Origin of the sequence: Leifsonia sp. NPDC058248 (assembly GCF_042881905.1) — a bacterium.
Taxonomy (GTDB): Bacteria; Actinomycetota; Actinomycetes; order Actinomycetales; family Microbacteriaceae; genus Leifsonia.
Genome location: NZ_JBHVXB010000006.1, coordinates 185,293 through 206,869 on the forward strand (window position 1 = coordinate 185,293; position 21,577 = coordinate 206,869).

20 protein-coding genes are annotated in these 21,577 nt (G+C 69.9%); 10 read left to right on the top strand and 10 right to left on the bottom strand.

The genetic code is table 11. The features are described 5' to 3' along the window. Positions 1-139: 139 nt before the first annotated feature. Positions 140-1,456: an alpha-galactosidase gene (gene melA, locus ACFVV5_RS11735; RefSeq protein WP_387243739.1), complete on the bottom strand. Its 1,317-nt coding sequence runs from the start codon at positions 1,454-1,456 to the stop codon at positions 140-142. A 112-nt stretch (positions 1,457-1,568) separates the two neighbouring features. Here melA and ACFVV5_RS11740 point away from each other — a divergent pair, with 112 nt between their 5' ends. Continuing rightward, positions 1,569-2,393 carry a DeoR/GlpR family DNA-binding transcription regulator gene (locus tag ACFVV5_RS11740; protein WP_387243742.1) on the top strand — a complete coding sequence of 275 codons (825 nt, stop codon included), beginning with the start codon at positions 1,569-1,571 and terminating at the stop codon, positions 2,391-2,393. Positions 2,394-2,403: 10 nt separating this feature from the next. On the opposite strand, the gene ACFVV5_RS11745 is transcribed toward ACFVV5_RS11740, so the two are convergent. From ACFVV5_RS11745 to ACFVV5_RS11760, 4 genes are all read right to left on the bottom strand, one after another. Continuing rightward, entirely contained in the window at positions 2,404-2,964 is a 561-nt protein-coding gene (locus ACFVV5_RS11745) for a hypothetical protein (RefSeq protein ID WP_387243745.1), read from the bottom strand. A gap of 52 nt (positions 2,965-3,016) precedes the next feature. Further along, positions 3,017-3,454, bottom strand: a complete 438-nt coding sequence (locus ACFVV5_RS11750; protein WP_387243748.1) for an SRPBCC family protein — start codon at positions 3,452-3,454, stop codon at positions 3,017-3,019. A 10-nt stretch (positions 3,455-3,464) separates the two neighbouring features. Further along, the gene (locus ACFVV5_RS11755) at positions 3,465-4,343 is read right to left on the bottom strand and encodes an SDR family oxidoreductase (protein ID WP_387243751.1); all 879 of its coding nucleotides are present in this window, start codon (positions 4,341-4,343) and stop codon (positions 3,465-3,467) included. A gap of 136 nt (positions 4,344-4,479) precedes the next feature. Continuing rightward, positions 4,480-5,973 carry an MFS transporter gene (locus tag ACFVV5_RS11760; RefSeq protein ID WP_387243754.1) on the bottom strand — a complete coding sequence of 498 codons (1,494 nt, stop codon included), beginning with the start codon at positions 5,971-5,973 and terminating at the stop codon, positions 4,480-4,482. 141 nt (positions 5,974-6,114) lie between these two features. On the opposite strand from ACFVV5_RS11760, the gene ACFVV5_RS11765 reads away from it, so the two are divergent. Next, the gene (locus ACFVV5_RS11765) at positions 6,115-6,681 is read left to right on the top strand and encodes a TetR/AcrR family transcriptional regulator (protein ID WP_387243757.1); all 567 of its coding nucleotides are present in this window, start codon (positions 6,115-6,117) and stop codon (positions 6,679-6,681) included. A gap of 12 nt (positions 6,682-6,693) precedes the next feature. Here the strand turns inward: ACFVV5_RS11765 and ACFVV5_RS11770 are convergent, their stop codons facing one another. Then, positions 6,694-7,269, bottom strand: a complete 576-nt coding sequence (locus tag ACFVV5_RS11770; protein WP_387243760.1) for an NUDIX hydrolase family protein — start codon at positions 7,267-7,269, stop codon at positions 6,694-6,696. 139 nt (positions 7,270-7,408) lie between these two features. On the opposite strand from ACFVV5_RS11770, the gene ACFVV5_RS11775 reads away from it, so the two are divergent. The 3 genes from ACFVV5_RS11775 to ACFVV5_RS11785 all read left to right on the top strand — a co-directional run bounded on the left by ACFVV5_RS11775 (position 7,409) and on the right by ACFVV5_RS11785 (position 13,700). Further along, on the top strand, positions 7,409-8,065 hold the full coding sequence (locus tag ACFVV5_RS11775) for an alpha/beta hydrolase (RefSeq protein ID WP_387243763.1): 657 nt from the start codon (positions 7,409-7,411) through the stop codon (positions 8,063-8,065). 189 nt (positions 8,066-8,254) lie between these two features. After that, complete coding sequence (locus tag ACFVV5_RS11780; protein ID WP_387243766.1) at positions 8,255-12,895, top strand: ATP-dependent helicase; 4,641 nt, start codon at positions 8,255-8,257, stop codon at positions 12,893-12,895. Between the two features lie 28 nt (positions 12,896-12,923). Next, a complete protein-coding gene (locus tag ACFVV5_RS11785; RefSeq protein WP_387243769.1) occupies positions 12,924-13,700 on the top strand; it encodes a DNA-formamidopyrimidine glycosylase family protein in 777 nt (258 codons plus the stop codon). Positions 13,701-13,769: 69 nt separating this feature from the next. Here the strand turns inward: ACFVV5_RS11785 and ACFVV5_RS11790 are convergent, their stop codons facing one another. Further along, complete coding sequence (locus tag ACFVV5_RS11790; RefSeq protein WP_387243772.1) at positions 13,770-14,351, bottom strand: NADPH-dependent FMN reductase; 582 nt, start codon at positions 14,349-14,351, stop codon at positions 13,770-13,772. Positions 14,352-14,490: 139 nt separating this feature from the next. On the opposite strand from ACFVV5_RS11790, the gene ACFVV5_RS11795 reads away from it, so the two are divergent. Then, positions 14,491-15,036 carry a hypothetical protein gene (locus ACFVV5_RS11795; RefSeq protein ID WP_387243775.1) on the top strand — a complete coding sequence of 182 codons (546 nt, stop codon included), beginning with the start codon at positions 14,491-14,493 and terminating at the stop codon, positions 15,034-15,036. Between the two features lie 27 nt (positions 15,037-15,063). Further along, positions 15,064-15,558 carry a MarR family winged helix-turn-helix transcriptional regulator gene (locus ACFVV5_RS11800; protein ID WP_387243778.1) on the top strand — a complete coding sequence of 165 codons (495 nt, stop codon included), beginning with the start codon at positions 15,064-15,066 and terminating at the stop codon, positions 15,556-15,558. On the opposite strand, the gene ACFVV5_RS11805 is transcribed toward ACFVV5_RS11800, so the two are convergent. Further along, entirely contained in the window at positions 15,551-17,236 is a 1,686-nt protein-coding gene (locus ACFVV5_RS11805; protein WP_387243781.1) for an LCP family protein, read from the bottom strand. The genes ACFVV5_RS11800 and ACFVV5_RS11805 overlap by 8 nt on opposite strands. Before the next feature lie 75 nt (positions 17,237-17,311). Then, a complete protein-coding gene (gene poxB / locus ACFVV5_RS11810; RefSeq protein WP_387243784.1) occupies positions 17,312-19,045 on the bottom strand; it encodes a ubiquinone-dependent pyruvate dehydrogenase in 1,734 nt (577 codons plus the stop codon). A gap of 103 nt (positions 19,046-19,148) precedes the next feature. On the opposite strand from poxB, the gene ACFVV5_RS11815 reads away from it, so the two are divergent. From ACFVV5_RS11815 to ACFVV5_RS11825, 3 genes are all read left to right on the top strand, one after another. After that, positions 19,149-19,496 carry a VOC family protein gene (locus ACFVV5_RS11815; RefSeq protein WP_387243787.1) on the top strand — a complete coding sequence of 116 codons (348 nt, stop codon included), beginning with the start codon at positions 19,149-19,151 and terminating at the stop codon, positions 19,494-19,496. Positions 19,497-19,641: 145 nt separating this feature from the next. Continuing rightward, entirely contained in the window at positions 19,642-20,280 is a 639-nt protein-coding gene (locus ACFVV5_RS11820; protein ID WP_387243790.1) for a ScbR family autoregulator-binding transcription factor, read from the top strand. Between the two features lie 233 nt (positions 20,281-20,513). Further along, a complete protein-coding gene (locus tag ACFVV5_RS11825; protein WP_387243793.1) occupies positions 20,514-20,900 on the top strand; it encodes a DUF3566 domain-containing protein in 387 nt (128 codons plus the stop codon). 31 nt (positions 20,901-20,931) lie between these two features. Here the strand turns inward: ACFVV5_RS11825 and ACFVV5_RS11830 are convergent, their stop codons facing one another. Continuing rightward, a complete protein-coding gene (locus ACFVV5_RS11830) occupies positions 20,932-21,552 on the bottom strand; it encodes a TetR/AcrR family transcriptional regulator C-terminal domain-containing protein (protein WP_387243796.1) in 621 nt (206 codons plus the stop codon). Positions 21,553-21,577 lie beyond the last annotated feature (25 nt).

A 21,577-nucleotide genomic window follows, 5' to 3' on the forward strand; every position in this document is an offset into this window, starting at 1 on the left:
GGGCGGGGGACCGCCGCGGCGCTCGACGTCGATCCGGCGCGGCTCGCCCGCGGGACCCGCCCCAACGCGAAGCGCGTCCGCGGCCTGTGAGGGCCGAGGACGCGCAACGGGGATAGCGCCGGGAGCCCGGAGCCCGGGACTACTGGACGGGGTTCTGCAGCCGGCCGCCGAGCGCGACCGGGAGGAAGTCGGCGTGGCGAGCCGTGAGCTCGTCGCACAGCGCCCAGATCTGCTCCGGAGTGAGCGCCGAACTCGCGTTCGGGTCGGTCAGCACGGCCTGACGGACCCGGTCCGGGTCGCCGGTGCGCGCCGCCTCGACGGTCAGCTCGGCGACCGACAGGTAGGTGCGATTCAGGGCAGCTCCCTGCGTCGGGATCGCGCCGAACGGTACCGGATGCACCCCCGAGGCGTCCACGCGGGCGGGCACTTCGACCACCGCGCCCTCGGGCAGGTTGGAGATGAGTCCCCGGTTGACGACATTGGCATGGATGGTGCGCTCGGTGCCGGTGAGGATCGAGTGGATGACCTGCGGAGCGTACTCCGCGGCGCCCTCCTCGAGCTCGAGCGGCAGACCGGCCGCGATGACGGCCTTGGCGTGCTCGAACTCGGCGACGTTCTCCTCCGAGATCCCGACGTACTCGAGCGGGCGCAGGCGGAACTTCGCGATCTGCTCGTCGGACCGGAGGAACCACGACAGGTATTCGGACGAGTGCTCGCTGGTCTCGGTGGGGTAGAAGCCGATCCTCGTGAAGATCTCGACGCGCACCCGGCGCCGGAGCTCCGGATCGCGCTCGATGGCCTCGCGCAGGCGCGGGTACAGGTCTTCGCCGTCGCGCGACCACTCCACCAGCCACGCCTGGTGGTTCACACCGGCCGCGCGGTAGTGCGTGCCCTCCATCGGGACGCCGATCAGCGCGCACAGGTCGTGGACCGTCCAGTAGACGCTGTGGCAGAGGCCAACGGTCTTGAGCTGCGGTGCGACCACCGACATCCACCAGACGTTCATCGCCATGGGGTTGGTGTAGTTGAGGAACCAGGCGTCGGGGCAGAGGTCGAGCATGTCGGCCGCGATGCCCGAGAGCACAGGGAAGGTGCGGAGAGCCCGGAAGACACCGCCGACACCGGTCGTGTCGCCGATGGTCTGCTGCAGGCCGGCCGCCGCCGGAACCTCCAGGTCGATGCGCGTGCCGGCGATGCCGCCGACCTGGATCATGTTGATCACGAAGTCGGCGCCGGTCAGCGCTTCCCGCCGGTCGAGCGTCGCGACGATCTCCGGCTCGCGGCCGAAACGGGCAGCGACCTGCTCGGCGGTGCCCCGGGCCACGGCGAGGCGCTCGGCGTCGATGTCGTAGAGGACGACGCGGAGCGGGGGCAGGTCGTCGTAACGGAAGAGGTCTGCGAGCAACTGGCGGGTGAAGACGACGCTTCCCGCGCCGAGGAAAACAATCTGAGGCATGGAGCGATCATGCGATAGCGTGTCTATTCCGCGCAATAGAATGAGCGAATCGCGGATAAAGTGCTCATATCGACTGATCGTTTTGCTGATGCGATTCACGAAAGGACTCGCCATGGTTGCCACGTCCACCGAGACGCTCATCGCGCGAGTGACCTCCGGGCGACGCGCACGACGCCTGGTCCAGATCCTCGACCTGATCTCCGAGCACGGCGCCATGAGCCTCTCCGACCTCTCCGGCATGCTGGGCATCTCGGCGGCGACGGCCCGACGCGATCTCTCCGACCTCGCCGATCAGAGCCTCATCCTGCGGACGCACGGAGGGGCATCCGCCGTCGATCGCGGCCGCGAGATCCCGGTCGCGTTGCGCGACAGCCGATTCCAGGACGCGAAGCGGGCGATCGCACGGGCGATGGTCGAGCGGCTTCCGGCCGAGCGCTACGTCGTGGCCTTGAGCGGAGGAACCACGACCGCCAGTGTGGCGCGCGAGCTGGCACACCATCACGACATCGCGGTCGTCACCAACTCGCTGAGCATCGCCGGGCTGCTCTCCGGCTATGCGGGCGTTCGTGTCGTGATGACCGGTGGTTTCCTCCGGCCCCAATCGCTCGAGCTGGTCGGAGCCCTCGCCGAGAGCACCTTCAACGCCGTGAACGTCGGGACGGCCATCCTGGGCGCCGACGGCATCAGCGCCGCCGCCGGCGTCACCACCCATGACGAGACAGAAGCGCGCACCAACCACGCGATGGTCGCCAAGGCGCAGCGCACGGTGGTCGTGGCCGACGGGTCGAAAGTCGGCCGGGTGGCTCTCGCGCAGAACGCCGAGATCGAGCAGATCGCCATGCTCATCACCGACAGCACCGCCGACCCCGAGGAACTCCGTCTCCTCCGGGCGGCCGGCGTCGAGGTCGTCGTCGCCGACGACCCCGGCGCCGTCTGACCGCGGGCGTCTACCGGCGCGGTTCGTGATTCGCCGACCGGCGACTCCCCAGGAGCAGGTGCACGGCTGCGCCCGCCGCCAGCCCGATCACGCAGACGAACCAGCCCAGCGCCAGCAGCAGCATCAACCGATCGGTGCGGGCCTCTGACGGCGCGAGCGACTGCCCCGCGAGCACCGTCTCCGAGCCCGACCGGATGGAGGTGGTGGCGAATCGCAGACCGGGCTGCGGCTGCCAGGTGACCCGGTTCGGCGCCAGCGCGGCCGCGTGGAGTACCCCTGGCGGCACGGTCGCGAGCGAGCCGTGGAGGTAGCCGGTGCCGAAGCGCGGACGATCGGAGCTGTCGTAGACGATATAGAAGGGCTCGAGGCTGCTCCCGAGATCCTCGTGCGTCGAGACTCGGGGTTCGCCCCCGCCCTGGAGCGAGGCGGCGACCTCGGCCGCCAGCCGGGTGCCGGCATCGTCGGCGCCCTGGCGCTCGATCTGCTGGGCGGTGACGAAGATCGCGGCGAAGGCGGCGGTGAGGACGAATGCGCCGACCATCCACACGATGAGACGATCCAGTGTCTTCATGTGGTCACGGTACGTCCCGGATGCCCGGCCGGGCGTCCGCCTCCAGGATGAACTAGTCCGTGAGCTCGACGTGCGTCTTCAGCGCTTTCATCGTGCGCTCGCTCTCCCGGGACGCCATGCGCACCAGGATGGGCTGCACGATCCGGAGCATCCCGTGCGTCGTCAGCTCACCGACGCGTGTCACGCGCACGACTGCGCCCGCGACCTCCACCTCGTACCGGATGCGCGCATCCAGACTGCCCGACGGCTTCGCCTGGTGGAACAGCAGCGCCTGGCCGGGGACCTCTTCGAGGAGTTCGCCGCGCATCCGGCCGATCATGGTCGAGTCCTCGTAGGCGAGCGCTGCGCCGGCGCTGGCTGATCTCACTCTCGTCCCCCGATAGACGATGGAGTGCCCCAGCCAGGTCGGGTAGCCGTCGAGCGCCCGGATGGCCGTGTAGACCTCTTGGGTCGGCGCGTCGATGTCGATGGTGTGCGTGATCCGGACCATGGAACCCGTCCTAACCCCGGACGGCGGAGAGGCCGACCAGCTCGGAGCTGACCCGCCACAGCCGCTCTTGCGTGCCGCGGTCGTACGAGATCGCGATCGATTTGACGGGCTTGGTTCCGGCGAAGAACCTTCCGGTCACGCCGTCGACCTCCGGCGCGGACGCGAGGTAGACGGAGGTGACCGCGCCCCGGGCCGGTGACTTCATGAACGGCCACATCACCGCGAGCATGGCCTTCCACGGCCGCGAGAGCTCGCCGGCCGAGAAGGCCGTGCGCACGACTCCCGGGCGCAGCGTGTTGGCGGTGACGTTCGTGCCGTCCAGCCGGCGGGCGAGCTCGTAGGTGAACACCACGTTGGCGAGTTTCGACTGGTTGTAGGCGGCGTGCGAATCGTATTTGCTGGTCGCCTGCAGGTCGTCGAAGTCGAGGCGCCCCATCGACTGCGCTCCCGAGGAGACGGTCACGACCCGGGAGGGAGCGCTCTGCGTGAGCCGGTCGAGGAGCAGATTGGTCAGCAGGAACGGCGCGAGGTGGTTGACGGCGAAGGTCCGCTCCAGCCCGTCTGCGGTGACCTGCCGGGTTCCCCAGAAGCCGCCCACATTGTTGATCAGCACATCCAGTCGCGGGTACGCGTCCAGGACGGCGGCGGCCAGCCGGCGAACCTCCGCCTGGGAGGACATGTCGGCCGCGAAGTCGCGCACGTCGGAGTTCCCGGTGGCGCGGGCGATCTCGGAAGCGGCATCCCGGGTTCGCGTCTCGTACCGGCCGACGATGCCGACCTGCGCGCCACGGGCGGCGAGCGCCTCGGCCGTAGCGCGACCGATTCCTCCGGTGCCTCCGGTGATCAACACCGTCTTGCCGGTCATCGAGCGGGGTACCGTCTCGTTCATCGCTTTCCACCTCCGAGGAGTGCGGGTGGGCGGCGCCGATGAGGATCGGCTGTCGTTCACGAGCTGATCTCAGGGTAGTCCCGCGCAGAAGGCGGCGCGCCCGTCGGGGCACGCCGCCTTCGTCGGTGAGAGCCGGTCAGCTCAGCGCGGAAGCCAGCTCAGGCTCGAGCTCGGTCTCTGCCTCGACCGCGACCTCGCTCTCGGCGAACGGGGACTCGGCGGTGGTCAGGATCGGCTCGTCCACGCTGCTCGTGCGCTGCGAGCGCGCCACCAGGAGCCCGGCGACCGTGACGAGGAGCGCGCCGAACGCGAGTGCCCCTGCGGTGACGAATCCCTCGGTGTAGCCGGACTCGGCCGGGAGGCCGTTCGGCAAGGTCGTGCCGGTGACCATGGCGGTCATCAGCGCAGCGCCGATGGCAGAGCCGACGGTGCGCAGGTTGGCGTTCATGCCGCTGGCGATGCCGGTCTGGGTCGGCGGCACGCTCTGCACCACGACGCTGGTGATCGCCGCGTAGACGATCCCGAGCCCGATGCCGAAGACCCCGGCACCGGCCGCGACCTCGAGCAGGCTCGAGTGGAACAGTCCGATCGACACGCTCGACAGCGCGATGATCCCCGACGCGATCACGATCTGCGCCCGGAATCCGATCCAGCGCGACAGCGGCCCGCTCAGGAATCCGGTGGCGGCCATCGTCACGAGCATCGGGAGCATCAGCATGCCCGACCCCGCGACGGTCGCCCCCAGCCCGTAGCCGCTCGCGGTCGGCGTCTGCACGAAGCGCGGGAAGAACGAGAACACGGCGAACATGGCGGCTCCGATGAAGACGGCGGCCCCGTTCATCGCCCACACGCCGGGCAGGCGCATCATGCGCATGTCGACGAGCGGGTTGCGCGAACGCAGTTCGACCACGATCCACGAGAGGAGGAGCAGGGCGGCGAGCACGAGCAGGCCGATCACTGCCGGGGAGCCCCAGCCCCACTGCCCTCCGGTGCTCAGCGGCAGGAGCAGGGCGACGAGCCAGCCCGAGAGCAGCACGGCCGACCACGGGTTCACGCCGCCGGATGCCCGGGTCGGCGACTCCGGAATGAAGAAACGCGCCAGCACTGCGCCGGTCACGGTGAACACGACCGGGACGAGGAAGAGCCCGCGCCAGCCGAGGACGTCGGCGAGCGGACCGGCGAGCACCGTTCCGATGCCGCTGCCGATCGCGATGATGGACGCCAGCGCGCCGATCGCGGATGCCAGGCGGTGAGGGGGGAGCTCGTCGCGGACGATGCCGAAGGCGAGCGGGAACATCGCCCCGCCGAGGCCTTGGACCACGCGTGCGACGATCAGCACGCCGATCGTGGGGGCGAGTGCGGCCATGATGCTGCCGAGGGCGACCGCGGCGAGCGCGACGATCAGGATGCGCCGCTTGCCGACGATGTCGCCGACGCGGCCTAGCAGCGGGGTGGCGACGGCGGCGGAGATCAGCCAGGCGGTCATGGTCCAGGTGGCGCCGGCGGTGGTCGTGCCGAGGTCGTGCTGGATGACGGGAAGGACGGGGACGACGAGGGATTGCAGGGTGGCGAAGGAGCCGACACTGATCGCCAGAATGGCGAAGGTGAGGGCAGGGCGGGATCGAGACAAGTGAGGTATCCGTTCCTCGAGGGTGTTTGTCCGAACGAATGTCGGTTAGAATGGAGGCAGGCTCCGATCGGAGGTAGCCTCCGCTTTCACTACATTAGCGGAGGGTGCCTCCGGTACGCAAGTTCTTGTTGGAGGATTCTCGTGAGCAGCACCGAAACCACGCTCGTATCCGTGACGCGTCCGCAGCGCGCGGATGCCCGGCGCAACTTCGACGCGCTCCTCGCGGCCGCCCGTGACGCATTCGCCGCCGACGGCACCAGCGCCTCCCTCGAAGACATCGCCCGTCGTGCCGGTGTCGGCATCGGCACGCTCTACCGCAACTTCCCCACCCGCGACGCGCTGGTGGAGGCCGTCTACGTCGACGAGGTCGAGTCGGTCGTGCGCGCGGCGGACGAGGCCGCGTCGCTCGACCCTTGGCAGGCGCTCGACACGTGGCTGCACCGGTTCGTCAGCTACATCGGCACGAAGAAGGCTCTCGTGGACGGGCTCAACAAGGAGTCACCTGTGCTCCTGAGCTGCCGCGACTCGGTCTACGCAGCGGGGGAACCCCTGCTGAAGCGAGCTCAGCGATCCGGAGCGGTGCGTGAGGACGCTCTGATCGGCGATGTGGTCCGCATGATCTCCGGAATCGCCAGCGTCGCCTTCGACGACGACGAGCAGCGTGACCGCGTCATCGACTTCGCGATCGACGGCCTGCGCGCCCGCTGAGACTCGCGAGCTCTAGACGATCCGGCCCACCGACGCGAGCGCCGCCTTGAGCAGCACTCCGCGCCCGCCCTCCATCTCTTCGGAGACCGTGGGGGTCACCGCCTCCTCCGGGAGCATCCACGTGAGTTCGAGAGCGTCTTGCCGCGGGTCGCAGGTTCCCGTGACGGGGACGACGAAGGCGAGTGAGACCGCGTGCTGCCGATCATCCGTGAACGGCGTGACGCCGGGCATCGGGAAGTATTCGGCGACGTAGAACGGCACGGGGCTCGCCGGCAGCTGCGGGAACGCCATGGGCCCGAGGTCTTTCTCGAGATGACGGAACAGGGCCTCGCGCAGCGTCTCGCCGTACATGACGCGACCGGAGACGAGCGTGCGGGTGATCTCGCCGACGGCGTTGGCCCGCAGCAGCACGCCGACCTCGGTGACCTGGCCGAGCCCGTCGACACGCACCGGCACCGCCTCGACGTAGAGCAGCGGCAGCCGCCGACGCACCTGCTCCAGTTCGATGTCGCTCAGCCAGGCCGGACCCGGCTGCCGACCGTCGTCGGGCAGCGGGTCGGGGATGGGGTCTGGGGTGCGCACGCTCATGCACCGATCCTACGGAACGTGCGGCCAGGCGATACCCCGCGGCGCGAACTGTGGAAAACACCGTTAAGCCGACGAATGTGGAGGAGGGTGACCCCCCGAGGCGGGAGAATGAAGAACCTCGACCCCGCCAGGAGCCCGCGTGCCACTCCCCTCGCCCGACCTCACTATCGATCGCGATGCCGTGCTCTGGTCGGCCTCCGAGCGCGACCGGGCCGATCGCCCCCTGCTGGTGCTCATGCACGGCTACGCCTCCGACGAGGCCGACCTCTTCGGGATCTCCGCCTATCTGCCGCTGGAGCCGGTCATCGCGTCGGTTCGCGCGCCGATTCCCGAGGGTCCCGGCTTCGCCTGGTTCTCGCGGTTCACCAACGTTCCCGGCGACCCGCTCGCCACCAACGCCGACGCGGCCGCACGAGCGGTGCTCGAGTGGCTCGACGAGCAGCCGCCCACTCCCACCGGCCTCCTCGGCTTCTCGCAGGGCGGCGCCTTGGCCCTGCAGCTCCTGCGGCTCTCGCCCGAGCGCTTCGACTACGCCGTGCAGCTCTCCGGTTTCGCCGTGCAGGGCGAACAGCCGGGGGATGCGCGCCTCGCCGAGCGACGTCCGCCGGTCTTCTGGGGCCGCGGCACCCTCGACGAAGCGATCCCGGCGACCTCGATCGCCCGGACGACCGAGTGGCTGCCCGGGCACTCCGCCCTCGACGCGCGCATCTACGAGGGCATGGGCCACGCGATCTCGTCGCGCGAGCTCGCAGACATCTCCGCGTTCATCCGCCCGAACCTGCCGGGCGGCCGCTGACGCGAGGCCGCCCGCGCGCGGGCACAGCATCCGGATGCCCGTCCCCGGGCACCGTTTACCAGTAGGTGTCGCCATCCCGGGCGTGTTGACGACACGTAGTGGCAAACGGGCGTCGGATGCGCCACTGCGCGTCCCACGGGCGCCGCGCATCCACTCGCCACTGTCAGCGGTTGGGGAGAGGATAGGGGGATGAGCGACGTGCTCGACCGGTTCTCCCCCGCCACCCGAGAGTGGTTCAGCGGGGCCTTCGCCGCGCCGACGCCGGCTCAGGTCGGGGCGTGGGATGCGATCTCCCGCGGCCGCCACGCGCTCGTCATCGCCCCCACCGGTTCCGGCAAGACGCTCGCCTCGTTCCTCTGGGCGATCGATAAGCTCGCCGCGCGAACCCGGGAGCCGGACGAGACGCCCGGCACGCGCGTCCTCTACATCTCCCCGCTCAAGGCGCTCGGCGTCGACGTGGAGCGCAACCTGCGCGCGCCGCTGGTCGGGGTCACGCAGACCGCCAAGCGGCTGGGCGCCGAACCGCCGCACGTGTCGGTCGGTGTGCGGTCCGGCGACACCACGTCGGCAGACCGGCGCGCGCTCGTCAAGACGCCGCCCGACATCCTGATCACCACGCCCGAGTCGCTCTTCCTCATGCTCACGTCGTCCGCTCGCGAGACACTCACCACGGTCGAGACGATCATCATCGACGAGGTGCACGCGGTCGCGGCGACGAAGCGCGGCGCGCATCTGGCGCTGTCGCTCGAACGACTGGATGCGATGCTCGCGCAGCCGGCGCAGCGCATCGGGCTGTCCGCCACCGTTCGGCCGCCGGAGGAGGTCGCCCGTTTCCTCGGGGGCCGCTCCCCCGTGGAGGTCGTCGCCCCTCCGTCGGGCAAACGGTTCGACCTGCGCGTCGTCGTCCCCGTCGAAGACATGAGCGAGCTCGGCACCTCGACCTTCGCGAGCGGCAACGACGACGGCTCGCCACCGCAGGCCGGCTCGATCTGGCCGCACGTCGAAGAGGCGATCGTCGACCGGGTGCTGGAGCATCGCTCGTCGATCGTGTTCGCGAACTCCCGGCGACTGGCCGAACGGCTCACCGCCCGCTTCAACGAGATCTACGAAGAGCGCATCCTCGGCGGCTCGTCCTTCCTGCCGCGCGACGACGACACCGGCACGACGTCGGCCCGCGCTCCGGCGGAGTTGATGGGGGCATCCGGTCAGACCCGGGGCTCGCGCGAGGCGGTGGCCGACGGGCCCGACTCGCTCGTGCTCGCCCGCGCCCACCACGGCTCGGTGAGCAAGGAGCAGCGCGCCCTCATCGAAGACGACCTCAAATCGGGGCGTCTGCGCTGTGTGGTCGCCACCTCCAGCCTCGAGCTCGGCATCGACATGGGCGCGGTCGATCTGGTCGTGCAGGTCGAGGCGCCGCCGTCGGTCGCCAGCGGTCTGCAACGGGTCGGGCGCGCCGGACACCAGGTGGGCGAGGTGTCGCGCGGCGTCGTGTTCCCGAAGCACCGCGCCGACCTCATCCATTCGGCGGTGGCCAGCGAGCGCATGACCTCGGGGCTCATCGAGACGCTGCGGGTGCCCGCCAACCCGCTCGACATCCTCGCTCAGCAGACCGTCGCCGCCACCGCCCTCGAGCCGATCGACGCCGACGAGTGGTTCGACACCGTGCGCCGAAGCGCACCGTTCGCGTCGCTTCCGCGGAGCGCCTACGACGCCACGCTCGACCTGCTCGCCGGCCGCTACCCCTCCGACGAGTTCGCCGAGCTGCGGCCGCGCATCGTGTGGGATCGCGACGCGGGGACCCTCACCGGGCGGCCCGGGGCCCAGCGTCTCGCGGTGACCAGCGGCGGCACCATCCCCGACCGCGGCCTCTTCGGCGTCTACATGGTGGGCGAGAAGGCCAGCCGTGTCGGCGAGCTCGACGAGGAGATGGTCTACGAGTCGCGCGTCGGCGACGTGTTCGCGCTCGGCTCGACCAGCTGGCGCATCCAGGAGATCACCCACGACCGCGTGCTGGTCACGCCGGCGTTCGGCGAACCGGGGCGCCTGCCGTTCTGGAAGGGCGACGGACTCGGCCGTCCCGCGGAGCTGGGCGCGGCGGTCGGAGCGTTCGTGCGCGAGGTGAGCAGCGCATCCGAGACCGATGCCGAGCTGCGGTGCGTCGAGGCCGGCCTCGACCCGTGGGCCACCAGCAACCTGCTGTCGTTCCTCAGCGAGCAGCGAACCGCCACGGGTCACATCCCGACCGACCGCACGCTGGTGGTCGAGCGGTTCCGCGACGAGCTCGGCGACTGGCGCGTCGTGCTGCATTCCCCGTACGGCATGCAGATCCACTCGCCGTGGGCGCTGGCCGTCCAGGCGCGGGTCCGCGAACGCTACGGCATCGACGGCGGAGCGATGGCGGCCGACGACGGCATCATCGTGCGCATCCCCGACACCGAGTCGCAGCCCCCGGGCGCCGAGCTGTTCGTGTTCGAGCCGGCGGAGCTCGACGCGCTCGTGACCGACGAGGTCGGCGGGTCGGCCCTGTTCGCCGCACGGTTCCGCGAATGCGCGGCGCGGGCGCTGCTGCTGCCGAAGTACAACCCCGGAAAACGCTCCCCGCTCTGGCAGCAACGGCAGAAGGCATCCCAGCTGCTCGACGTCGCGCGCAAGTACCCGAGCTTCCCGATCATCCTCGAGACCGTGCGCGAGTGCCTCCAAGACGTCTACGACCTCCCCGCGCTCAACGACGTGACGCAGCAGATCGCACAGCGCCGCATCCGGCTGGTCGAGGCCAGCACCGAGTCGGCGTCCCCGTTCGCGCGGTCGCTCCTGTTCGGATATGTCGCCGCGTTCATGTACGAGGGCGACAGCCCCCTCGCCGAGCGCCGGGCCGCCGCACTCTCGCTCGACGCCGGGCTCCTCGCCGAGCTCCTGGGACGCGCCGAACTGCGCGAGCTCCTCGACCCTGCCGTCATCGAGCGGGTGGAACGCGAGCTGCAACGGCTCGCACCCGAGCGCCGGGTGCGTGGCGTCGAGGGCGTCGCCGACCTGCTCCGGATGCTCGGACCACTCACCGTCGACGACGTCGCGCTCCGCCTCCAAGGCGAGACGGAGGAGGAGCACGCCCGACCCGACACGGCGGCCGCCCACCTCGCCGCGCTCGTCGACACCAAGCGCGCGCTCCTCGTCACCTTCGCCGGCGCCGAGCGGTATGCCGCGATCGAAGACGCAGGCCGGCTCCGCGACGCCCTCGGTGTCCCCCTGCCGATCGGCGTGCCGGTGGCGTTCATCGAGCCCGTCGAAGACCCCCTCGGCGATCTGGTCAGCCGGTTCGCCCGAACGCACGGACCGTTCGCGACCAGCGACGTCGCCGACCGGTTCGGGCTCGGCGCGGCCATCGCGAACGACGCCCTCCGCCGTCTCGCGCACGACCGGCGCGTGGTCGACGGCGAATTCCGCCCACACGCGCACGGACAGGAGTGGTGCGACGCCGAAGTGCTGCGACGGTTGCGCCGCATGTCCCTCGCGGCGCTGCGGCACGAGGTCGAACCGGTGGACACCGCCACCTTCGCTCGGTTCCTGCCCGACTGGCAGCACCTCGGCGGCGCACTGCGTGGGGTGGATGCGGTGGCCTCGGTCATCGAGCAACTCTCCGGAACGCGCATCCCGGCCTCGGCCTGGGAGTCCCTCGTGCTGCCGAGCCGCGTGAGCGACTACAGTCCCGCGATGCTCGACGAGCTCACCGCCACCGGCGAAGTGGTCTGGTCGGGCGACGGCGCCCTGCCCGGCAACGACGGCTGGGTAAGCCTCCATCTGGCCGAGTCCGCTCCGCTCACGCTGGCGCCCTCCGTCGACGTGGAGACCGACGAGCTGCAGCGCGCCGTGCTCGCCGCCCTCGGCCGTGGCGGGGGCTACTTCTTCCGGCAGCTCTCGGACGCGCTCGGCACCGAAGCCGGCGAGCCGGTCGACGACACGGCCCTGGTCACCGCGCTCTGGGATCTGGTCTGGGCCGGGCTGATCACCAATGACACTCTTGCACCGCTTCGAACCCTCAGCGGGTCATCCGGAGCCCACAAGCGCCCGAAGCAGGCGCCGCGATCGCGCCTTTACCGAGGCCGGGCCGCCGCCCGATCGGCGATGGTCACCCGGCTCGGGCCGCCGACCGTCGCCGGGCGCTGGTCGCTCCTGCCTCCGCGCGACCTCGACCCGACCGTGCGGGCCCACGCCCTCGCCGAGACGCTGCTCGACCGCTACGGCGTGGTCACCCGCGGGTCGGTCATGAACGAGGGCACGCCCGGCGGCTTCGCGCAAGCGTACAAGGTGCTGAGTGGCTTCGAGGAGACCGGTCGAGCCAGGCGCGGCTACTTCGTCGAGACGCTCGGGGCCGCGCAGTTCGCCACGGGCGCCACCGTCGACCGCCTGCGCTCGTTCGCCCTCGACCACACCCAGGAGCGCGACCACGCGGCCATCGCGCTCGCTGCCACCGACCCGGCCAACCCCTACGGCGCAGCGCTCCCCTGGCCTGGCATTCCCGGCGAGGCCGGCACGGGCCATCGCCCCGGCCGCAAGGCGGGCGCCCTGGTCGTGCTGGTCGACGGAGCTCTCACGATCTACGTGGAGCGCGGCGGCAAGAGCCTCCTGTGCTTCGCCGACCAGACCGATACCTCCACGGCACCCGACCTCGAAGCCGCGGCGCGCGCGCTGGCCGGGCTCATCACCACCCGGCGGGTCGACAAGCTCGCCATCGAAACGGTCAACGGAGGGTTCGTGCTCGGCTCCCCGCTGGGCGACGCACTCGCCGAGGCCGGATTCCTCGTGACCCCGCGCGGGCTGAGGCTGCGGTCGTGAGCGGGGCGCCACTCGCCGGAGTGCTCTGATGCCCGAAGGCGACACCGTCTATCAAGCCGCCCGGCGCCTGAATCAGGCGCTCGCGGGACGCGTCCTGACGTCCACCGACTTCCGGGTGCCGGCGTTCGCCACGGTGGACCTCTCCGGGGGGACCGTCGACGAGGTGGTCAGCCGGGGAAAGCACCTGCTCGCCCGGGTCGGTGAGTGGACGATCCACAGCCACCTCAAGATGGAAGGCACGTGGGAGCTGTACGAGCCAGGAGCCCGCTGGCGGCATCCGGCCTACCAGGCGCGCGCAGTCCTGACGACCGAGGACGTGACGGCGGTTGGCTTCCTGCTCGGGCTCCTCGAGATCATTCCGCGCGACCGCGAAGACGAGGCAGTCGGGTACCTCGGCCCCGATCTGCTCGGCCCGGACTGGGACACGGACGAGGCGGTGCGACGGCTGGCCGGGCATCCGGATGCCCCCATCGCGGTCGCACTGCTCGACCAGCGCAACCTGGCCGGGCTCGGAAACGAGTACGTCAACGAACTGTGCTTCCTGCGCGGGATGCTGCCGACGCGGCCCACGCGCGACGCCGACCTGCCGGCGACCGTCGCACTGGCACGCCGGATGATCGTGGCCAACCGCGACCGGGTGGTGCGAGTGACCACGGGCGACACGCGTCGGGGCCGCACGAGCTGGATCTACGGCCGCCAGGGCGAACCGTGCCTCCGCTGCGGAACGCGCATCGAGCGGTCGCAACTCGGACGCACCGAACTCGAGGAGCGCGTGACCTACTTCTGCCCGCACTGCCAGACCTAGGGGCAGAGCGGGCACTCGAACGGGTGTGGCCGCCCCGGACGGAGCGGCCACACCTCGCAGGAGAGCGGGTCAGGCCGCTTCCTGCTCCTCCGCGTCGACGCCGCGCACGGTGGCGAGGGCTCCCGACCAGGTCTCGACCTGGTCGAACAGCGGCGTGAGCGCCGCCTCCTGCTGCGGAGTGGCCTTGAGCGACCAGTTCTCGAAGTCGTGAGCGAGGCTCAGACCGACCTGGGCCGTCACGGTCGCGACCTGCAGGGTCGACAGCACCAGACGGAGGTGCTCCACGGCACGGGCGCCACCGAAGACGCCGTAGCTGACGAAGCCGGCCGCCTTGTTGTACCACTCGGCTCCGACGTAGTCGATCGCGTTCTTGAGCACGCCGGACGTGCTGTGGTTGTACTCGGGGGTCACGAAGATGTACCCGTCGAACTCGCCGACCTTCGCAGCCCACGCCTTGGTGTGGTCGCCTGCGTACTGGCCCATGCCGGCGGGCAGTGCCTCATCCAGGTGGGGGAGCTCCCAGTCCTTGAGGTCGACGAGCTCGTACTCGACGCCCTCCCGCTGAGCGGCGTGGTCGAACACCCACTGTGCGACGGCTTCGCCGTGGCGGCCGGGGCGGGTACTGCCGATGATGATCGCGATTTTCGTCATGTTGGCCTTTCCGTTTTGATGACGTGTCAACAACGGGGAACCACGTCGCCCCGAAGATCATTCCCGGCCCGCGATCACGCCCGGAGCGGCGGCGGCGGAGCGCGGTATGCTCGCTGCGCGAACGCGGGCAGGAGAGCGCATGGCACAGGGCAGACGCGACAGGCACGACGACATCGACATCCCGGAGGACGCCACCGAACAGGAACGGAGGGATGCCGGCGACCGGTTGCGCGAGCGCATCTACGCCACCTTCACCGCACTCGCCGTTCTGATGACCCTCAACAGCCACGCGGAGCACCTCGAGCCGCTCAACGTGCTCGTGACCCTGCTGATCTCGGTGGGAGGGGTGCTGCTCGCGGGACTCGCCTCCGACCTGGTCTCGCACATGATCGTGCACAACACGCTGCCGACCGCGCTCGAGTTCCGTCACATGCTGGCGGTCGCATCCCGAGCCCTGAGTGTGCTCGTCGTGCCCGCGATCATGCTGCTCGTCGCCTACGCGGGGTGGGTGACGGTGCAGACCGCCATCGTCGTGGCCCTCGTCGCGCTGATCGGATCGCTCGCCGTGATCGCCCAGATCGCCGTGAGCCGCACCGGCCTCGGCTTCTGGAAACGCACCCTCGTGCTCGCCGGCATCGTCGTCCTCGGGGCCGGCGTGGTGGCGCTGGAACAACTGGCCCACTGACCGGCGCACGACGTGCGATGATGACCTATGCCGAGCGCACGCCCGAAGCCCGACCCGCGTAAGTTGACTGCCGAAGAGATCGAGCTCTTCGACACGTTCTACCGGATGCGCCGCGGGTTCGATCGGGCTCTGGATGCTCAGCTGCAGCGCGACAGCGGCATCTCCATCTCCGAGCTCGAGGTGCTCATGTCACTCATCCGCTCCCCCGGCCGCCGCCTGCGCGTTCGCGAGCTCGTGGCGATGACCGGCTGGGAGAAGAGCCGCGTCTCGCACCAGGTGACCCGGATGGCCGCCCGCGGTTTCGTGGACCGGCAGGAGTGCGCCGAAGACCGTCGCGCCAATTACATCCACCTCACCGGCGAGGGCAGACGCGTCGTCGTGCGGGCGCTCCCCGGGCACACGGCGACCATCCGGCGTCTGCTGTTCGACGATCTGACTCCCGAACAGCAGGCCGAGTTCCTGACCATCTCGCAGCAGATGAACGCGGCGATCGAGGCGGAATCCGGCTCGACCGTCAGTTGATGCAGACCGTGTCGCTGTAGTTAGACGCGGGCGAGCTCGGCGTCGGCGACGATCCGCCGGACGACCCGCCGGAGCCGCCCGAGCCCCCCGTGCTGCCGCCGCTCGAGCCGCCGGAGCCGCCGCTCGGGCTCGGCGCCGTCGGCATGATGCCGTCGTCGCCGAGGACGACCGTCACGCCCGTGACCAGCGCGGTCTGCTGAACGGCCGCGCCCGGCAGGTAGGCGGCGACGGCCTTGGCCTGCGCCTCCTGGCCGCTCGGATACTGGATGAGCGTCGTGGCGCGGGTGCTCGCGTTGCCCGGCGCGGCCGTCTTGAAGCCGGCCGAGTGGAGAGTGGCGGATGCGGTGGTCGCGGCGCCGTCGGCCGAGCCGCCGTTCAGCACGGTCACGGTCACGTCCGCCGGCTTGGACGCAGTGGCCTTCTCGTAAGCGCTGGGCTGCCCGACGACCTTCTGGATGAAGGCGGGCATCGCCGCGGTGTCGACCTGGACGATCGACAGGTCGCTGCCGTCGACGGTGATGGTCGGGGTGCCCGAGATGGGGATGGTCGCCGACTGGATCTTGCCCCCGGTGAGACCCTGCATCTGGGCCGCCAGCGCCAGGAAGTTGAGACCGGGGTCGGTCTCGAGGGAGCCGCTCACCGCATCCAGCACCGAGGTGAGCTTTCCGGGGTTCAGCAGCGTGCCCGCCGAGAGGAACTTGTGCGCCTCGACGGAGAGGAAGTACTGCTGGCGCACGACGCGGTCGAGGTCGCCGCGCGGAAGACCGTGCCGCTGGCGGACGAACGAGAGGGCCTGATGGGCGTCGAGCGTCGAGATGCCGGCGGGGAACTTCGCCTGGGAGTACGGATCGTCCACGGCGCCGTTGAGGCACACCTGGATGGGCCCGAGCGCCTGGGCGATGTCGTAGAAGCCGAGCAGGGAGATGCGCACGTAGTGGTCGATCGTGAGCCCGGTGAGGTTCTGGACGGTCTGGATGAGGAGGCGGGCGCCGCCGGCGACATTGCCGTTGGTGCCGCCCCCGAGCGCGAACGCCGAGTTGAGCTTGTTCATCCCGTGACCCGGAACGTCGACCCAGGAGTCGCGCGGCAGGGAGATCAGCGTTGCCGAGCGCCCGTCTGCCGGAATGTGGAGCACCATCATGGTGTCGGTGTTGGTGCCACCGCCGTCGGCGGTCGTCCCCAGCTGATCGAGCTCTGCCTGGGACGCACCGTCGGGCCGGTGGTCGTCGCCGACCAGCAGGATGTTCTCCGCCTGGCCGTCGACATCGTTCGCGGGTTTGTTCGTCGAAGCGATGGCGTCGACGTGCGTGACGCCGCCGACGAACCGGAAGTAGCTGTAGGTCGCGTAGCCGCCGACGACGATGAGCAGCACGGCCAGGCCGAGGGCCGTCCAGCCGATGATTCGCCTCGTGCGGGTGCGCCGCTTGCGCGGACGACCCGGGCCGCCCGGGCCCCCGGGGCCAGGGCCAGGGCCAGAGCCGCCGGAACCGCCGGCACCGGACCCACCGGATCCGCCGAAGCCGCCGGGCGCGACCGGCCCCTCCGTCGCACGCCGGTCTGCCGGGCGCGTCGCACGGACGGGCCGTCGCGGGTCCACCGGAACGTGGCCGAAGATCTCGGTCGCAGGTTCACGGTCGTCACGCGGCTCGTCAGGCGCAGGGAAGGTCGGGCGTCGCACACAGAAACGCTAGAGGGGTCTTGCTGCGAAACGACTGCCGACAACGGCGTTTCCCGACGAATCGTCAGCGGGCTCTCAGTCGAACAGCCGCCGGAACACGTTCGTGTCTGCGAGATCTATCAGTTCGTCGCCCCGTCCCGACATGATGGTCCGCAGCGCATAGAGCGTGAATCCCTTCACCTGCTCCGCCGTGATCGCCGGCGGGATGGACAGCTCCTGGCGCGCAGTGACCACGTCGACCAGGGCCGGTCCGTCGTGCGCGAACGCAGCCGCGAGGGCGCCGCGCAGGTCATCCGGCTTCTCGACCCGCTGACCGAACAGGCCGATCGCAGTGGCCACGTCGCCGAAATTCGGGTTGTCGAGCCCCGTGCCGAAGTTGACGAATCCGGCGGCCTTCATCTCGACTTCGACGAAGTTGAGCGACGAGTTGTTGAACACCACGATCTTCACCGGCAGCTTGTTCTGGCGCAGCGTCAGCAGCTCGCCGAGGAGCATCGCGAGACCGCCGTCTCCGGCGAGCGCCACCACCTGCCGGCCCGGGAAGGCGGACTGCGCGCCGATCGCGTGCGGCAGCGCGTTCGCCATCGTGCCGTGCGAGAACGAGCCGATCAGGCGGCGGTGGCCGTTCATCGCGAGGTAGCGGGACGCCCACACCACCGGCGAGCCGACGTCCGGGATGAACACGGCGTCCTCCGTGGCCAGCTCGCTGATCAGCCTGGCCACGTACTGCGGATGGATCGGCGTGCGGTTGCGGTCGTTCACCGCCAGGTCGTCCAGGCTCTTGCGGGCCTTGGCGTAGTGCGCCGTCGAGGAGTCGAGATGCTTGGTGTCTGTTCGGTCTTTGAGCAGCGGCAGCAGAGCATCCACGGTGTCCTTCACACTGCCGACCAGTCCGAGATCGACCGGGCTGCGGCGCCCGAGCTGCTCGCCCCGGATGTCGACCTGGATGATCTTCGCCTTGGACGGATAGAACTGCTGGTACGGAAAATCGGTGCCGAGCATCAGCAGGGCGTCGCAGCCCTCCATCGCGCGGTAGCCGGATGAGAACCCGAGCAGTCCGGTCATCCCCACGTCGTAGGGGTTGTCGTACTCGATGAACTCCTTGCCGCGCAGGGCGTGCACGACCGGGGCCTTCAGCTTCTCGGCGATGGCGACCAGCTGACTGTGCGCACCTTCGGTTCCCGCGCCGCCGAGGATGGTGACCTTGCGCGCCGAGTTCAGCAGGTCGGCAGCGGCCTGCATTTCCGCGTCGGCCGGCCGTGTGACGCGAGGCGAGTAGGTGATCGGGGCCGATTTGCGGCGCCCGGCGCTGTTCGCGAGGAACACCTCGCCCGGGATGACCACGACGGCCACCCCGCGCCGTTCGATCGCGGTCCGCATCGCGATCTCCAGCACCCGCGGCAACTGCTCCGGGATGCTCACCAGCTCGGTGTACACGCTGCACTCGCGGAACAGGTCCTGCGGATGCGTCTCCTGGAAGTAGGTGCTGCCGATCTCGGGGCCGGGGATCTGGGCGGCGATCGCCAGCACGGGCACCCGGCTGCGGTTGGCGTCGAAGAGTCCGTTGATGAGGTGGAGGTTGCCGGGCCCGCAGCTTCCTGCGCACACCGCCAGCTCGCCGGTCAGCGCCGCCTCGGCTGCGGCGGCGAACGCGGCCGCCTCCTCGTGCCGGACGTGCTGCCAAGCGACTTTCCCCTCGCGGCGCAGCGCATCCGTGAAGCCGTTCAGCGAGTCACCGGGGAGCCCGTAGACCCGCTCCACTCCCGCATCCTTGATGATCTCGACGATGGTGTCGGCGACGGTGGGCATAGTGACCCCTTCTCGGCGTAGGTCGGATGCTACGAACATACGCCGCAGGTCTCTCGTGCGGGAGGGTATTGCCACGCCCCGCACATCCGTCCACAATCGCTGCATGAGCAACCGTGTCGACTACTTCGAGATCGGGACGCCCGCCCCTGAAGCGAGCAAGGCTTTCTACTCCGGATTGTTCGGCTGGCAGATCGGCCCGCCATCCGAAGCCCACTACAGCATGGTCGACGGCGACGCCGGCGGCCTGTGGGACACCACCGCGATGGGCGGCGGCTCGTGGGCCGTCTTCTACGTGCACGTCGACGATGTCGCGGCAGCCGTGGCGCGGGCCGAGGAGCTCGGCGCGACGGTGGCCCTGCCGATCATCGACAACGGAGATATCACCTTCGCCCACCTGGTCGATCCGCTCGGTAACCGATTCGCGGTCTGGAGGCCCAACAACACGGAGTGACCCTGGCGCACGAGCCTTCGTCCTCTGCGACGCGCGATTCTCCGGGTTCTTGCACACCGTGATCCATTACGGTGTACGTAACTGCTCCCGGCCGTGGGCCGAGTGCAGCGTCACCCGCACACCCCCACCGCAGGAGACATCTCGCATGGCCCAACAGGCGCGCGCTCAAGCGACTCGGGACGCCATCATCCGCGGCGCCGCGACGGTCTTCGAGCGCAATGGCTACGGGCTCGCCTCGATCGCCGACATCGCCGCGGCTTCCTCCGTGACAAAAGGCGCGCTGTACTTCCACTTCCAGTCGAAGGACGAGCTCGCGCACGCGGTCATCCAACAGCAGCACGAGCTGTCGTTCTCGGCCGGCGCGACCGTGCTCGAGCAGGGCAGGCCGGCGCTGGAGTCGATGCTCCTCCTGTGCGCGAGCCTCGGCCGCCAGCTGGTGACCGATCCGGTGGTGCAGGCGGGCATCCGGCTCACGACCGAGGTCTCGAACTTCGAGCGACCGATCACCGACCCGTACCGGGATTGGCTCAACATGTTCGAGGACCTGGCGCGGCGCGCGATCGAGGACGGCGATATCGCTCCGGCGGTCGACCCGGAGATGCTGGCGCACTTCATCATCCCGGCGTACACCGGCGTGCAGCTGGTCTCGGCGACGCTCGCCGGCCGCGCCGACCTGCTGCAGCGCATCCGGGAGATGTGGATCGTGCTGCTTCCCGGAATCGTGCCCGCCGAGCGCTATGAGAGCCTCAAAGGGCTGTCGGGCCTGATCCCGGCGGCGGCCTGACAACATAAGGCGCCGACTGACCGTCACACCCCCAATCTGTGACGGTCAACGCGAACGTCGGCACCTTCGTCCAGGATACTGCATACAACCGGACGATCGGTATGTTCGCCGCTCATCCTCGTGAGGACGCACAAGCGGAAGGGGCGCTCACTCGCCGGGAGCACGGCGCTCGCTACACTGACCTCGGGGGAATCGCCGCACTGTCGCGGCGTCAGCGTTGGGGAGGAACGTCAATGGGAAAACCGCGAGCCGGCAAACGGGGCAGCAATCGCGTCACGATGCACCTCGTCTACATCGACTTCTGGTCGGCCGTCAAACTGTCGTTCCTCGTCGCCCTGTGCGTGGCAGCGGTGACCATCGTGGTCGCGCTCCTGGCCTGGAACCTCCTCGAGCGCACCGGGATCATCGACTCGGTGCGATCGCTGTTCACCGACATCGCCGGCGACAACGGCTCCGCCCTCTTCGCCGGACTCAACTTTCAGAGCGTCCTCAGTTACACGCTCGTGGTCGCGCTGCTCGAACTGATCGTGGTCACGGCGCTCGGCGCCATCGTCGCCGCGCTCTTCAATCTGGCCTCCCGCATGACCGGGGGCGCGAAGGTCGGCTTCGGCAAAGACTGACGGCACCGGATGCCCGGCCGAGCGGTCGGCCTCAGCGAGTGACGCGGTGGTGGGCCAGACCCTCGACCAGCAAGGTCACCCCGAACTCGAACGAGTCCGCCTGATCACGGTCGCTGTCGAGAGCATCCGGAGTCGCGCCGTCGGCCAGCACGCCGAGGCTGTCGTACTGGAGCCGCTGCTGCTCGTGCGACGCGTGACCGAGGATGAAGTGCAGCAGCGCGGTCGCGGCCATGCGGCTGGTCTCCGCGTCGAAACCTCCGCTTTCGACCGCGGCGGTGAGCCTGGCCAGGGGGGCGGATGCTCCGAGCCCGAGCGCGAACGTGCTGGAGACCACCTCTGCTCCGTCGCGGTAGGCGAGCAGCGCATCCCGGAGTGCCGAGGTCTCGTCGCGGGTTCGCTGCACCCAGTCGGTGCGCGCGGAGGGCTTCGGCCGGCCCCGCGCCACGATGCGGTCGGCGAGCTCCGCCAAGAGGGTCTGCTTGTTCGGGAAGTGCCAGTAGAGCGCACTCGGCTGCACGTCGAGCGCCGCCGCCAGTCGACGCATCGTGAGGTCGGGGAGTCCGTACTCGTCGAGGATACGGAGGGCCGTCTCGGCGACGTCGTCGCGGGAGTGCCGTCCGTTCCTGGCGCTTGCGCTTTCGGATGCTGCCACGGCGCAAGTATAGTGAACACCGTTC

What these genes read in the sequence shown, in the direction of transcription:
- ACFVV5_RS11750 (WP_387243748.1), bottom strand. Translation starts at nt 3,454, where the DNA reads ATGGTCCGGATCACGCACACCATCGACATCGACGCGCCGACCCAAGAG.
- melA (WP_387243739.1), bottom strand. Translation starts at nt 1,456, where the DNA reads ATGCCTCAGATTGTTTTCCTCGGCGCGGGAAGCGTCGTCTTCACCCGC.
- ACFVV5_RS11800 (WP_387243778.1), top strand. Translation starts at nt 15,064, where the DNA reads ATGCCGAGCGCACGCCCGAAGCCCGACCCGCGTAAGTTGACTGCCGAA.
- ACFVV5_RS11815 (WP_387243787.1), top strand. Translation starts at nt 19,149, where the DNA reads ATGAGCAACCGTGTCGACTACTTCGAGATCGGGACGCCCGCCCCTGAA.
- ACFVV5_RS11745 (WP_387243745.1), bottom strand. Translation starts at nt 2,964, where the DNA reads ATGAAGACACTGGATCGTCTCATCGTGTGGATGGTCGGCGCATTCGTC.
- ACFVV5_RS11755 (WP_387243751.1), bottom strand. Translation starts at nt 4,343, where the DNA reads ATGAACGAGACGGTACCCCGCTCGATGACCGGCAAGACGGTGTTGATC.
- ACFVV5_RS11770 (WP_387243760.1), bottom strand. Translation starts at nt 7,269, where the DNA reads ATGAGCGTGCGCACCCCAGACCCCATCCCCGACCCGCTGCCCGACGAC.
- ACFVV5_RS11820 (WP_387243790.1), top strand. Translation starts at nt 19,642, where the DNA reads ATGGCCCAACAGGCGCGCGCTCAAGCGACTCGGGACGCCATCATCCGC.
- ACFVV5_RS11740 (WP_387243742.1), top strand. Translation starts at nt 1,569, where the DNA reads ATGGTTGCCACGTCCACCGAGACGCTCATCGCGCGAGTGACCTCCGGG.
- ACFVV5_RS11790 (WP_387243772.1), bottom strand. Translation starts at nt 14,351, where the DNA reads ATGACGAAAATCGCGATCATCATCGGCAGTACCCGCCCCGGCCGCCAC.
- ACFVV5_RS11780 (WP_387243766.1), top strand. Translation starts at nt 8,255, where the DNA reads ATGAGCGACGTGCTCGACCGGTTCTCCCCCGCCACCCGAGAGTGGTTC.
- ACFVV5_RS11825 (WP_387243793.1), top strand. Translation starts at nt 20,514, where the DNA reads ATGGGAAAACCGCGAGCCGGCAAACGGGGCAGCAATCGCGTCACGATG.
- ACFVV5_RS11785 (WP_387243769.1), top strand. Translation starts at nt 12,924, where the DNA reads ATGCCCGAAGGCGACACCGTCTATCAAGCCGCCCGGCGCCTGAATCAG.
- poxB (WP_387243784.1), bottom strand. Translation starts at nt 19,045, where the DNA reads ATGCCCACCGTCGCCGACACCATCGTCGAGATCATCAAGGATGCGGGA.
- ACFVV5_RS11795 (WP_387243775.1), top strand. Translation starts at nt 14,491, where the DNA reads ATGGCACAGGGCAGACGCGACAGGCACGACGACATCGACATCCCGGAG.